At 46.4% G+C, this 13,205-nt stretch carries 11 protein-coding genes and 1 other annotated feature; of the genes, 1 reads left to right on the forward strand and 10 read right to left on the reverse strand.

Annotated elements, in window-relative coordinates:
- Nucleotides 1–107: 107 nt before the first annotated feature.
- Both B9Y93_RS08150 and mntR read right to left on the reverse strand, forming a co-directional pair.
- Nucleotides 108–1,661, reverse strand: a complete 1,554-nt coding sequence (locus B9Y93_RS08150) for a family 10 glycosylhydrolase (protein ID WP_085493788.1) — start codon at nt 1,659–1,661, stop codon at nt 108–110.
- 95 nt (nt 1,662–1,756) lie between these two features.
- The gene (mntR, locus tag B9Y93_RS08155) at nt 1,757–2,182 is read right to left on the reverse strand and encodes a transcriptional regulator MntR (protein ID WP_085493789.1); all 426 of its coding nucleotides are present in this window, start codon (nt 2,180–2,182) and stop codon (nt 1,757–1,759) included.
- Nucleotides 2,183–2,505: 323 nt separating this feature from the next.
- Between mntR and splB the strand changes: the two genes are divergently transcribed.
- Complete coding sequence (splB, locus tag B9Y93_RS08160) at nt 2,506–3,558, forward strand: spore photoproduct lyase (protein WP_085494025.1); 1,053 nt, start codon at nt 2,506–2,508, stop codon at nt 3,556–3,558.
- Nucleotides 3,559–3,628: 70 nt separating this feature from the next.
- Here the strand turns inward: splB and B9Y93_RS08165 are convergent, their stop codons facing one another.
- From B9Y93_RS08165 to B9Y93_RS08200, 8 genes are all read right to left on the reverse strand, one after another.
- On the reverse strand, nt 3,629–4,345 hold the full coding sequence (locus B9Y93_RS08165; protein ID WP_085493790.1) for a cytochrome c biogenesis CcdA family protein: 717 nt from the start codon (nt 4,343–4,345) through the stop codon (nt 3,629–3,631).
- 39 nt (nt 4,346–4,384) lie between these two features.
- Nucleotides 4,385–5,194: a metal ABC transporter permease gene (locus tag B9Y93_RS08170; RefSeq protein WP_085493791.1), complete on the reverse strand. Its 810-nt coding sequence runs from the start codon at nt 5,192–5,194 to the stop codon at nt 4,385–4,387.
- Nucleotides 5,195–5,218: 24 nt separating this feature from the next.
- Nucleotides 5,219–5,965: a metal ABC transporter ATP-binding protein gene (locus B9Y93_RS08175; protein ID WP_085493792.1), complete on the reverse strand. Its 747-nt coding sequence runs from the start codon at nt 5,963–5,965 to the stop codon at nt 5,219–5,221.
- A gap of 38 nt (nt 5,966–6,003) precedes the next feature.
- On the reverse strand, nt 6,004–7,035 hold the full coding sequence (locus B9Y93_RS08180) for a metal ABC transporter solute-binding protein, Zn/Mn family (protein ID WP_425320334.1): 1,032 nt from the start codon (nt 7,033–7,035) through the stop codon (nt 6,004–6,006).
- A 255-nt stretch (nt 7,036–7,290) separates the two neighbouring features.
- Nucleotides 7,291–9,273 (reverse strand): methionine--tRNA ligase, encoded by a 1,983-nt coding sequence (gene metG, locus B9Y93_RS08185; RefSeq protein ID WP_085493793.1) that lies wholly within the window; start codon nt 9,271–9,273, stop codon nt 7,291–7,293.
- A gap of 96 nt (nt 9,274–9,369) precedes the next feature.
- Nucleotides 9,370–9,653 (reverse strand) — a binding site (T-box leader).
- Nucleotides 9,654–9,761: 108 nt separating this feature from the next.
- A complete protein-coding gene (yidD, locus tag B9Y93_RS08190; protein ID WP_085493794.1) occupies nt 9,762–10,037 on the reverse strand; it encodes a membrane protein insertion efficiency factor YidD in 276 nt (91 codons plus the stop codon).
- Nucleotides 10,034–10,480 carry a Fur family transcriptional regulator gene (locus B9Y93_RS08195; protein WP_085493795.1) on the reverse strand — a complete coding sequence of 149 codons (447 nt, stop codon included), beginning with the start codon at nt 10,478–10,480 and terminating at the stop codon, nt 10,034–10,036. Before B9Y93_RS08195 ends, yidD begins: the two co-directional genes overlap by 4 nt.
- Nucleotides 10,481–10,628: 148 nt before the next feature.
- Nucleotides 10,629–12,851, reverse strand: coding sequence for a stalk domain-containing protein (locus B9Y93_RS08200; RefSeq protein ID WP_244903316.1), 2,223 nt, complete (start codon nt 12,849–12,851; stop codon nt 10,629–10,631).
- Nucleotides 12,852–13,205: the final 354 nt, after the last annotated feature.

The raw sequence follows: 13,205 nt of genomic DNA on the forward strand, positions 1-13,205 counted from the left end.
ATCTGAGCCTCATCAGCACGCATCTTGCATACTGTTATGTATGCAGTAAATGGGAGGGATATGTGTATAGATGATGTATAGATGCAGATATGGATTAAGCCATGAAGTTAAGGCGCTTCATAATATTGCTTCAAGCGATCAGCTACTTGCTTTGTATTGTTGACAAGATCCTTGGCACTAAAGAATACAGCGCCTGAGATCTGCTCATACTGAGCGATATAATCCAATTCCTTGATTAAGGTATCAGCAGTAGCCCAATCCTTCTCTTTCGCATCCGCCAGCTTATAAGCGGCATGACCAATATAAAGGTCGACTCCAGTGCCTTTTGTCTCGTTAAGCCACCAATCCACAACCGTCTTGTAATCGGCTGCCGTATGGCCGATATGCCAGTAAACTTGAGGCATCACGTAGTCAATCCAGCCATTTTGAATCCATTTGCGTACGTCGGCATACAGCGAATCATAACTCGTGATGCTTGCCTTCGTATTGGAGCCCGTTGGATCGACACTGGCGTTACGCCATACGCCAAACGGGCTGATGCCGAATTCCACTTGAGGCTTGACTGCATCAATGCTCTTCTTCACCTGCTGCACAAACAGGTTTACATTATTTCGGCGCCAATCCGCCTTGTTGCTGAACACTTTATTATAGTCTTCATATGTCTTCTCATCCTCAAATGGGATTGTGCCGTATGGATAAAAATAATCATCAAAATGAACGCCATCAATATCGTAGTTAGCAACAACTTCCATTATGCCTTTTAATATAAATTCCCTTGCAGCTGGAACGCCCGGATTAAACAATAGCAGATTGCCGTCCTTCACTACCCAGTCCGGGTTCTTTCTGGCCGGATGATCTGCCGACAGTTTTGTGATATCATTTTGCACACTCACGCGATACGGGTTAAACCATGCATGAAACGCCATTCCCCGGTTATGTGCTTCCTCAATCATGAAGGCAAGAGGATCATAACCTGGGTCCTTGCCTTGTGTTCCAGTTAGCCATTGGCTCCACGGAAACAGCTTGGAAGGATAAAACGAGTCTGCTGTAGGACGAACCTGAACATATACCGTGTTCAGTCCCATCCCCTTCAGCTTGTCTAACAGTGTGATGAACTCCGTCTTTTGCTTGTCCGCATCAAAGCCTTTTTTCGGATCACTTGGCCAGTCAATGTTATAGACTGTTGATACCCAAGCTCCGCGAACTTCCTGCACATGCTGCTCTTCTCCTGTTGTAATCTTGACCGTCTTCGTCAAATTGTCCCAATTCACAACAACACCAAGACTCTCGCCAACGAAGCGCAGCGGAACCATAGCTCGCCCGTTCTTGTTCTTTGCCCCCATATCGAGCGCAACAACCTCACCATTTACGATCGCTTTGTTTTCTCCGATCGTGAATTGAATATGGGTCGTCTCCTTGCTGAACTCGACCTGCTTGTTCTCTGGCTTCCATTCGACATTGGCGCCCAGCGCCTCGCCAATTGCTCTAAAAGGCAGCATCGTAATATTGTTCTCCAGATAAGGCTGAACGTCTGTCGCTAGTTTTTTGTTGTCAATCAGTACCCGAATTTGCGTGTCGGCATGAACCGCACTCCACGGCATAATGGTTGACATAACCAGAGCCGCCAACCCAAGCAGCAGCTTCTGTCTCCATCTTTTCATGATGATATTCTCCCATTCTTATGTATTATGAATCATAGATTCATATATAGTTAGACGCACAAAATAAAAAATCTGTTTCGCTTGAAACAGATTTTTTAGGAGTCTTTATCTAATTCGGCACGAATGCTTCGCAAATCCTCGACACGGGTCGGGTCTTGCTTGAAGTATTGAACCAAAGATTCAATACACGCAATCGAATCCCAGCTAAGATGATGCTCTATTCCTTCAACATCCGTATAAATAAATTCTTTCTGCACACCGATCATGCCTAAGAATTCTTCAAGTAACTGATGACGATCAACAAGACGCTTGCCGATCTTCTTTCCCTTGCTTGTCAACACAAGGCCGCGGTATTTCTCATAGATCAGATATTGATCCTTATCGAGCTTTTGTATCATCTTTGTCACGGATGAAGGATGAACCTCCAGCCCTTCCGCTATATCCGATACTCGGGCATACCCTTTCTCATCGATAAGCTTGTAGATGCGCTCCAAATAATCCTCCATGCTCGGTGTTGGCATCAAATTCCCTCATTTCATCACATTCAAAGCCGACTTGCAACCTATTATCAAACAAGAAACTCTTATTATTTTACATGGTTTGGACAATAAGTTCAACCTTAGCCAGTTTTTTTGAATTTTTCCTCTCGTGATTTCCCCTTGTCTAGCCCACAATAGTAAAGACCATTAACGATTATCCCTGTATGCTTACGAAGTTCAATTCAACACCTCATTGTCCATACCGATCCTCTTCACAAAAAAAGAAGGGAGCTTATCGCATGCCCATCACTGCATCAGAACCAACCATCATTAGAGCTCGAAAAAGCACAAGCGACGATCAAAAAATGAAAAAAAGCAAAAAAAGCAAAACAACCGGCTTCTTTATCCCTGATTTGGTCTACTTTGAGCCTGATGCACTTCAATATCCAAAAGGCAAAAAGATCTTAGACTGGGTGCAAAAGCAAGGAATCGATTATCAGATGACCACTTCCCATAATCGAATCATGAACTTCCCAGGCGATACCGAGACGGAAAAGTACCGTCTAGCCAAACGAACGCTTGTCGTAGGCATTCGCAAGACATTAAAATTCGATCAATCAAAGCCCTCTGCTGAATATGCCATTCCAATCGGGACAGGCTGCATCGGACATTGCCATTATTGCTATTTGCAAACAACTTTAGGTGCCAAGCCTTATATTCGTGTCTATGTCAACGTGGATGAGGTCTGGGATCATGCCAAGCAGTATATAGAAGAACGCAAGCCAGAACGGACTCGCTTTGAAGCGTCCTGTACATCAGATCCACTAAGCATTGAGCATATTACAGGCAATCTTTCCTTTTTGATTGAAAAGATGGCTGAAGAAGAGCATGGAAGACTTCGGTTCGTAACCAAATTTCATCATGTTGAACCGCTGCTCTCCCTTCATCACAACAAGCACACAGAAGTCCGTTTCAGCATCAATGCAGACTATGTGATCCGCAACTTTGAACCTGCTACGTCGCGCTTCGAAGAGCGAATCAAGGCAGCCGGCAAGATCGCTCGCGCAGGTTACCCCTTAGGCTTCCTCGTTGCCCCGATTTATCGTTATGAGGGCTGGAAAGAAGGTTACGAAGAGCTGTTTGCGCGGTTAGCCAAAGAGCTGCCTGAAGATATTCGATGGGATTTGTCCTTTGAGCTCATTCAGCATCGATTCACAAAGACCGCCAAATCCGTCATATTGAAGCGCTATCCGAACACGAAGCTTGTGATGAATGAAGAGGAGAGAAAATACAAATGGGGGCGTTACGGCCAAGGCAAATATGTCTACCCTGATGAGCAGGCAGGAGAATTGAAAGACTATATCTCAGCTAGAATTTATCATTACTTTCCAACAGCACGCATTCTATACTTTACCTAGGGATTATAATCAAAATGATGAAAAGACCACGATACTCAAGTGTTCGTGGTCTTCGCCGTTGCATAAGGCGCTATGTATTATTCAACAGCCAATCCGGTGTGAATTGTAACAGCCAGATATTAATCTTGGTGAGCTGATCAGTGAAGAGCAGCACACCCATCACAATCATGAGCACCCCGCCGATCTTCATCAAGAGCGCGGAGTACTTCGTCAGCCATCGTGTGGAGCCAATAAAGAATGCTAAGATGAAGAAAGGGATCGCAAAACCAGCGGCATATGCGGTTGACAACCAGAACCAAGAGCCCGGGTCCTGTGTTGCGAGCGAGAGAATGGCGCCCAGGATAGGCCCAATGCATGGAGACCATCCTGCGGAAAAGCCAACGCCAAACAGGAAAGAGCCCACATAGCTTCCCCGTTTGCCTGCAAGCTGCCATTTGCGCTCCTTAAGAAGAACCTGCGGCTGAAAAATGCCTAGCAAAAACAATCCCATAAAAATAATTAAAAGTGCTGCAATCTGTCTTACCACATCGCGATATTGAACAAGCAAGCTGCCGAATACCCCCGCACTCAGACCAAGCGTGTAAAATACCGCACTAAAGCCAAGAATGAAGAATAGCGTATGGCTGATCGTCTTCCAACGCACCTCTCGCTTCGTTCGCTCATTCTTCAGCTCATTTACAGACATCCCGGTAATAACAGACAAATAAGAAGGGTATAAAGGCAGGCAGCAAGGTGAAATAAAGGAAACCATGCCTGCCCAAAACGCAATCCATACCGTTACGGTCATCGCTTCACTGCCTCCATATCACTAGGTCATATTGACAGTTTATACCTTTATCCCTTTGCGTACAAGCATCGTTATGATAAGGATGGCGATCAGCAGCAGCACAATCGTTGCGCCAGGCGCCAGATTCCATACCCCAGCAGCAATTAATCCGCCAATTACAGCCAACTCTGACACGAGCACAGATACGATAATGGCTTTCTTGAAGCTCCTAGCAATCAACAAGCTGATAGCGACAGGTATCGTCAAGAGCGCGGACACGAGCAATGCACCGACAATCTTAATCGCTGCGCTAATGACAAGGGCTGTCAGCACTGTCAAAGCAAGATTGAACCATCGAACAGGCAAGCCATTAACAGCTGCAGTGTCTTCATCGAAGCTTAATAAAAACATTTCTTTGAAGAAGACCATCATAAAGCCAATGACGATCAAGGTAACCATACCGACAATCGCCAAGTCAAGCATATTTAACGTATAAATGCTGCCAAAGAAATAATTATTCACATTCGCATTGAAGTTGCGCCCTAATGTAAAGAATAAAGAGGCAAGCGCAACGCCTCCCGACATAATCACCGCAATGGACAATTCTGCATATGTCTTATACGCTTTGCGGAGCTTCTCCACGGCAAATGATCCAATAAGTGCAAACACTAGCCCTGCCCAAATGGGATATACCCCGATTAGAAATCCTAAGGCCACGCCTGCAATCGTTACATGTGCAAGCGTATCACCGATCATGGACAGCCGCCGAAGCACAAGAAAGATGCCAAGCATTGGGGCCGTCACACCAATTAAGACACCGCCCAGCAATGCACGCTGGAAAAATTGTGAGGTTAAGATATCGATTAACATAAGTACTCCTTTTTTAACATGGAATTAGCTCATCACGCTATGGGTTAGATCCTGCTCGATGCACGGTTGATCATGGGAATGCTTACGGTAAAAATTCAATTTGCCGCAGCACTGAACAGGCTCGGACCCAAGCCAAGAATTGACCAGTTCCAAATCATGAGACACCATAATAAATGTCATCTCATGATGGGCATGAAGATGCTGAAGGAGCTTGAAGAAGTCTTTTTGCGTCTCGATATCAATGCCTACAGTCGGCTCGTCCAGAATGAGCAGCTCTGGCTTATTCACCATTGCTCGGGCCAGAAAGGCTCGCTGCTGCTGACCACCGGATAGTTGTCCGATGCGTTTGTCAGCTAGATTCTCAATTTTCATCACTTTCAACGCATCCAGACATTTTTCTTTGTCCTCATGCGTCAACCGACGGAACATCTTCCGCCGGTTATACATGCCTGATTGAACGACTTCCATTACGGTCGCAGGAAACAGCGGGTTGAAGCTGTTCTTTTGCGGCACATAACCGATTCGCTCCCAGTCCTTGAACTGCCGCACTGGGGTTCCAAATAATCGTACTTCGCCTGAGGTAGGCTTAAGCAAGCCTACCATCAATTTCAGCAGAGTCGTCTTACCTGCGCCATTTGATCCAATCAGTCCTACAAAGTCACGTTCGTATACTTTGAAATTAACATCCTCGAATACATTTTGATTGTCATATCGATAAGCAACATGCTCTAATGAAATAATTTCATTGTGGCATTCATTCCATTCATTCATGTGATTCGCTCGCTTTCCTCGCCTTGTAGCGATTCCGCTTACTTGAGAGCCTTCACCAGATTCTCTAGATTACGTTCCATAAGCGAAATATAATTGTCCCCCGCCTGCTCTTGCTGTTCTGTCAATCCTTCAAGCGGATTCAACACTAATGTCTCCACATCTGCTTCATTCGCCAAGGTTGATGCAAGCTGGTCGGTAACTAACTCCTCAAAGAAAATATACTTCAAACCTTGTTCCTTCACAAGCTTGGATAAACGCACAAGCTCTTGCGCAGTTGGCTCCGCTTCTGGAGACAAGCCCATAATGGAGTGCTGAGCAAGCTGATAATCCCGTGCTAAATAACCAAAAGCTTGATGAGAAACGACAATCTCTCGATGGCTCAAGTCCGCAAGCTGATCCATATACTGCTGATCCAATGCCTCGAGCTTCTCATGTAAAGCCTGGTAACGTTCTTCATAAAGGCTCTCGTGAGCCGGGTCCGCATCAACTAGCGCCTGCTTGACATTCTTAGCCATAATCAACGCAGACTTCGGACTTACCCAAGTATGAGGATCTACTCCGCCATGATCATGGGCATGGTCATGCGCTTCTTCCGCTGCATGATCGTGATCTTCCGCAGCCTCATCATGCGCATCGCCATCATGATCGTGATCGTGGTCCGCTTCTGACTCCTCTGAAGCAATCAGCGAGATGCCAGTGCTTGCTTCCACCAGCTTAACCTGTGAATTGGAGTCCAGCCCCTTCTTAAAATCATCAATCCAGCCCTCGAAGCCAGAACCTTGATAGATGAGAACTTGTGCTTTAGATGCATTTTGAAGGTCTAGGCTTTTAGGCGTCCAATCATGCGGTTCGACCCCGGTTGGGATCAAATTCATCACATTAACCTCATCTCCGCCTATCTCGCTTGCCATATAATATAATGGATAAAAGCTGGTCACAACATTAACTTTGCCTTCTACAATCTTCCCCTGACTTGTATTTCCACAGCCTGCAGTGAAAATAAGCAGGCTTGCCATCATGACTGAAGCAATAACATACAGCGCGGACTTCCTTTTCGGTGTTACTCTCACGATACAAATCTCTCCTTTAACTCCCTGTACTATGTAAATCAATACGCTCTTTTTGTTCGTAATGATTACTATTAAGATTATAGGCAGAGTTCGTTGAGCTGTCAATCTTTTTATTCGTAAATATTACTATTAACCATCCAAAGAAGTCAGCCTGCCTTATTATTTGCAGTAATACAGCAACATAATCGCAAATAGCCGCCGCATCCTTCAACAAGAATGCAGCGGCTATTCTTACGTTATCGAACGCTCACGCGTTTATTTTACAATCGCGCCATTCGGCATGCTATCTGCTACTGTTGCAAGCGTAAGCTCGCCGTCTTTCGATGCCGCAAGCACCATCCCTTGAGAGAGAACGCCGCGCAGCTTCACCGGCTTCAGATTCGTAACGACAATGACCTTTTTGCCAACAAGATCCTCAGGCTTATAGAACTGTGCAATGCCAGATACGACCTGACGTTCTTCGTAGCCAAGATCCAGTTCAAGACGCAGGAGCTTATTGGCCTTTGGTACAGGCTCTACATGCTTCACTTGTGCTACACGAAGCTCGATCTTCGCGAATTCGTCAATCCCGATCTCAGGCAGATGCTCAACCTCTTCAGCTTCTACCTCTGCCTTAGCAAGCGTAACGGGCTCTTCAGCCGCGACTTGTGCTTTCGCACCACCCATATCTGCCAAGATATTCGCAACCTCAGCCTCCACCTCAAGACGAGGGAAGATTGGCTGATCCTTCACTACTTTCGTCCCTGCAGGAATCATGCCGAAAGTTCGCGAAGACTGCCATGCTGTCAGTTCTCCAGCTTGAAGGCCAAGCTGGCTCCAAATCTTCGCAGGAGCTTGGGTCATGAACGGCTGCAGCACGATCGAGACAATGCGAAGGCTCTCTGCCAGATGGTTCATGACAGAAGCGAGCTCACCGCGCTTCGCTTCATCCTTGGCGAGCACCCAAGGCTGCGTCTCGTCGATATATTTGTTCGTGCGGCTGATAAACTGCCACAAGGCGCTGAGCGCAACCGAGAACTCCATATTCTCCATCGCTTCATCAACCTTGTTCAATGTCTCCTCCGCAAAATCCTCAAGTGTCTGATCGTAAGCCGTCACTTGTCCTTCGTACGTCGGAATAACACCGTCAAAGTATTTGTCAATCATCGCTACAGTACGGTTCAGCAAGTTGCCAAGGTCATTTGCCAGGTCGAAGTTGACACGCTCTACAAAGCCTTCAGGCGTAAAAGCCCCATCCGAACCAAACGGTACTTCGCGCAGCAAGTAATAGCGAAGCGCATCCAATCCATAACGGTCAATCAGCTTCACAGGATCGACAACGTTTCCTTTAGACTTGGACATCTTGCCGTCCTTCATCAGGAGCCAGCCATGTCCGAATACTTTCTTCGGAAGCGGAAGATTAAGCGCCATAAGCATAATCGGCCAGTAGATCGTATGGAAGCGAATAATCTCTTTACCTACAAGATGAACATCCGCAGGCCAATATTTGTCATACAGCGTCGTGTCTTCAGTGCCATAGCCAAGAGCTGTAATATAATTGGATAATGCATCAATCCATACGTATACAACATGCTTCGGATCACCTTTAACCTTAACCCCCCAGTCGAAGGAGGTACGGGATACGGCAAGATCCTCCAGCCCTGGCTTAATAAAGTTATTGATCATCTCATTTTTGCGGGACTCTGGCTGTATAAAGTCTGGATGCTCTTCGTAGTACTGCAAGAGACGATCCGCATACTTGCTCATGCGGAAGAAATAGCTTTCTTCTTTCACAAGATCAACCGGACCGCCACAATCCGGACAGCGTCCGTTGTCCAACTGGCGTTCGGTGAAGAACGATTCGCAGGACGTGCAGTACCAGCCTTCATAAGTGCCTTTGTAAATGTCGCCTTGCTGAACGAGTTGGTCAAAAATGGCCTCGACTACTTTTTTATGGCGCTCTTCGGTCGTACGAATAAAATCGTCATAGGATATATCAAGCTTGCTCCACAGCTCCTTAATCCCTACTACGATGTCATCGACGAACTGCTGCGGCGTTACTCCCGCTTCCTTCGCCTTCTTCTCAATCTTTTGACCATGCTCGTCGGTACCAGTCAAGTAACGAACATCATAGCCGTTAAGGCGCTTGTAGCGTGCCATCGCATCACCGGCAACTGTCGTATACGCATGGCCAATATGCAGCTTGGCGCTTGGATAATAAATAGGCGTCGTAATATAAAACGTCTTCTGTTCACACATCTTGTATAACCTCCTCCATAAATTCAACAAGCTTAAACTTAAGCCAACTTAGATCTTGTGCTTAATCTAAAAAAGAACACAAAAAAACCCTCACCCGCTTGGGACGAGAGTTAGCTCACGTGGTACCACCCAAATTCCCGCTATGCCTATGAATAGATAGACATCATGAATGCATAACGGCTTCATTGCAGCTGTGTAAACACAGCACAGATTCCGTAACGGGAACGAACCGCCTGATCCTTACGGCTCTTAAAGAATAGAACGCGCTCGAGTCAGGACCCTCCTGGACCATCTTCTGAAGCAAGGCCATACCGGTTCTCAGCAAACGCCGGCTCTCTGAGATGGCTTCAACCTCATACTCATCCATTCATAGGGAATATTCACAATATTATGATCAATATATCGCAAGGATTGTACTCCTGTCAAGGACAGTCCTTGTTATAGGTTATCCATTCATTGGACTTTGAATACGAAAAACCACTACAGCCCTATTGCTGCTTCGGAGGAACCTTGTCAATTCCACCAGGATGAAAGGGATGACACTTGGCAATCCGTTTCATCGCTAGCAGGCTTCCCTTCGCTGCACCATGAACCTCAATGGCTTCAAGCGCATACTGAGAGCAGGTCGGATAGAAGCGGCAGGTCGGCGGCTTGAGCGGTGATATATAGCGACGATAAAAAAGCACCGGTGCCTTAGCCACTCTGAGGCCAAAAGAATTCCTGCTGTCATGTGGCTTTAACGATTCGTCATGGGATTCACTCATTCGTTCCCACCTGACTTCAACGGGTGATCCTCTCGTTGGCAAGTCTCACAGTAGCCAAATACCTCAAACTTGTGCTTAACCACTTGGAAGCTTCCCGGCACATCTGTCATCGGCATAGGGCAAAAGTGAATGGGATACGTCTTCTCGCATTGCAAGCAGATCATATGATGATGGTGCTCGCCAGCAGCGCAATGCACACGAAACTTCATCCCATCTTCAAACACAATCTGCTCCAGCACACCAAGCTCATGCATCACCCGAAGATTGCGATATACCGTATCAAAGCTTAGCCCCGAGTACTGGCGGCCCATATACTCATAGACGTCCTTCGGCGACAAATAACCATCTGTCTCTGCAAACAGCTTAGCAAGCGTGCGGCGCTGATCGGTAATTCGAAGACCCTTTTCCGACATGCGATCCAAGATTTCTTGAGTGTTCAACATTGTTAAGCCCCTCCTGCTTCTATAATGCTCCATCTGACTTTCCTTGTCAAACCAAGGGCTTCCAGCAGCAGCACAAAAGCAGAGGAGCATTAACTCCCCTGCTTCAATGTACAGCTATATAATAAGATAAGACATGTAAATCAACGCTTTAGGAGTGCGCCTTCGGGATCTGTTGGAAGATCAGGTTAACAGGCATGGAGCTTCCTGCTGCTGGTGTGAACAGGATCTCTACCTTCTCTTCTTTGTCCCCAGTGCGATAGACGATGTTGGCTTTGTTCGCGTCTCTTAGCACGCCATTCGTCGGAAGCTGAACGGTCTCTCCGTTGACAAGCAATGCTCCCGCATAAGAGCCGCCGCGTCCGTTAAAGGAAATGGCGGTATTCGGCGCCACACGGTTCAAGGTTACTTTGTACAATACGCCGTAGTTCCCTGCATTTTTGCGCTGTTGGCCTGTAACAGCATCCCAGCCCTGAATTATCGGGTCATTCGTATTGTCGCCGAATACGAGACGAGCATCGGTGTCCCCGATAAGCTCATCAATGGTAAAGGTACGATCAGCATTGTTGAAGGTTCCGCGAATATGATTGTCCTTGGATTCAAGAATCTCAAGCTTGGACAGCTCTTTCATGACATCCTTGTTGGAATCAAGCGCCACAATCTGGTATTGAACATTATTGTTCGCAAAGAAGTCCGCATACATCGAATAAATATGTTCTGGCTTCAATGGCGTTTGGCTAAGCTCAGGAATAAATACTTTGGCTTCGCCCGGCTTCAATACTTGCTGAGACATGATGCCGCTAATATTGCGGAAGGAGTCAAAGTACTTCACCGCAGCGCGCTTTCCTGTCTCCTGCGGATAAGGGTTCGGACCTGCTAATCCATAATGCTCTACTTCTACCGTTGTAGGCGTAGAGGAGATATTTTTAACCACAATATATAAGTTCATGTTCTTGCTTGTTGCGTTCCTATGATGCATGAAGATCCGTGTGCCGCCCGTAATCGTATCTTGATAAATGATGCCATTCTCGACAATAGACTCTGGACTATTGGAACGGAACATCGTGCGCTGGTTATGACGAATCGTTGGCTTCAGAAGCTTCATCGATGTAATCGAGCTGCCCTTGAAGTCATATACCTCGCCTGGTTTTGAGTAGACAAGATTGAACTCCTCGAAGGTGTAAAGAAGATCATTCGTTACCGTAATCGTCTTCGCAATCTCATTTTGATAACCAAGATTATCGGTGACGCGAAGCGTAATGGTATAGCGGCCTGGCTCGAAGAAAGCCGGCTTGTTGTTGTTCCATTCGTATTCGAGCGTAAAGCCTTGATCAGCGGAGCTGAGATCGGTATATTGAATGAGCTCACCCATCTTATACGTCTCTTTATCCGTTTTAAAATCAGCGACTGGCGGCTCATGCTTAGGCAGTACATTGAACGAAACGCTGTACGGCTCACTCCATGCACCAGATTCATCTTGCACCCGCAGGGTTACGGTATGCAGCCCTGGCTCTGCATAGTAGGTTTCAAGTCCTGTCCACTCCTGATTAATAATCTTAAGACCACGAGGATGGTAGGATTCGTCTGTCACCTTCACCTCTGTTTGAGTCGCATAAATGTCTTTTGGAGCGATTGTGAACTTCGCAACGGGCTCTGCAGCAAGCTCAACGATGATTCGCTTCGTTGCCGCCTCCCACTTATACGGCATTTGGAACGCTTGCAGCGCTGAAGTAAGCGGCACCATAAAGGTCCCATCCTGCAAATATGAGGTTCCGCTCATTGCTGCGGCAGTGCCATCCACCTTATAGGACTTTGTTCCAATCTGGTAACGAAGCTCCTTGCCCGCAAAGGAAATAATCGATTCCTTCGTCTTGCTATCATAATCGAGCTGCGCTCCGAAGCGTTCAACAAGCGTTCGCAAGGAAACAAAGGAAACGCCATTTTTAACGGTAATTGGCTGCGGCGCACGGTACTCTACATTGTTTAGAACCATCAGATTGCTGTTCGCAACAATGACAAGAATATCATCGCCATAAATGCTAGTATCAATGCCCGATGCATTCACTGCTGCTTGATCTTGTCCTGATTCAGTCTCGGCGTTGCTTTCACTGCCTACCAACCCTTCAGAACCTTGATATTCCTCAGCCTCTTGCTCCGGATTCTCCATTTCTACAGCTTTATTGCGCTGACCTTCGTTCGAATTCAAAGCAGGGTTCACATGGGTCCCCTCTCCTTGACTTGGTTGTTCACTAGATTGCTGGCTGTCTGCTTGAGCAGGCACCCGAGCTGCTTCTGCCGAAGCTACATTGGCCACTCCTGTTAGCTGTGTAGCCAGCAAACAAGCTAATAGTAGACTTTTCCACTTCATGCTCATGATCCGATCTCCTCATCCATCAATCATTCTATCTTACGATTTATCCATCACCATGCATGTGAACATGACTGTGTTTACACATACATAATCATAGACGTATAACTTGTTAGAAAGTTGCTGTAAGCTAATGACATTTCTACAGCTGATTGGCTCTTCCCCGCTTAATACCATGTATGTCCTATGTATGTTTCAGCCGCCTTAAGCATCGCTTTCCGTTTACACAAGCAAACTATATATTAACATTTAGTCTATTATTCGTAAACGTAATCTCTCTAATTGATATCCGACCTGATCCTTAGAATGTCATGGCATTTGCTTGAATTGACGGCTTTGTTGCAGTGAAGCTTCCATGAC

Origin of the sequence: Paenibacillus aquistagni, assembly GCF_900177815.1 — a bacterium.
Taxonomy (GTDB): Bacteria; Bacillota; Bacilli; order Paenibacillales; family Paenibacillaceae; genus Paenibacillus_B; species Paenibacillus_B aquistagni.

What these genes read in the sequence shown, in the direction of transcription:
- yidD (WP_085493794.1), bottom strand. Translation starts at nt 10,037, where the DNA reads ATGAGTGAATCCCATGACGAATCGTTAAAGCCACATGACAGCAGGAAT.
- B9Y93_RS08150 (WP_085493788.1), bottom strand. Translation starts at nt 1,661, where the DNA reads ATGAAAAGATGGAGACAGAAGCTGCTGCTTGGGTTGGCGGCTCTGGTT.
- mntR (WP_085493789.1), bottom strand. Translation starts at nt 2,182, where the DNA reads ATGCCAACACCGAGCATGGAGGATTATTTGGAGCGCATCTACAAGCTT.
- B9Y93_RS08170 (WP_085493791.1), bottom strand. Translation starts at nt 5,194, where the DNA reads ATGTTAATCGATATCTTAACCTCACAATTTTTCCAGCGTGCATTGCTG.
- B9Y93_RS08165 (WP_085493790.1), bottom strand. Translation starts at nt 4,345, where the DNA reads ATGACCGTAACGGTATGGATTGCGTTTTGGGCAGGCATGGTTTCCTTT.
- metG (WP_085493793.1), bottom strand. Translation starts at nt 9,273, where the DNA reads ATGTGTGAACAGAAGACGTTTTATATTACGACGCCTATTTATTATCCA.
- splB (WP_085494025.1), top strand. Translation starts at nt 2,506, where the DNA reads ATGAAAAAAAGCAAAAAAAGCAAAACAACCGGCTTCTTTATCCCTGAT.
- B9Y93_RS08195 (WP_085493795.1), bottom strand. Translation starts at nt 10,480, where the DNA reads ATGTTGAACACTCAAGAAATCTTGGATCGCATGTCGGAAAAGGGTCTT.
- B9Y93_RS08175 (WP_085493792.1), bottom strand. Translation starts at nt 5,965, where the DNA reads ATGAATGAATGGAATGAATGCCACAATGAAATTATTTCATTAGAGCAT.
- B9Y93_RS08200 (WP_244903316.1), bottom strand. Translation starts at nt 12,851, where the DNA reads ATGAGCATGAAGTGGAAAAGTCTACTATTAGCTTGTTTGCTGGCTACA.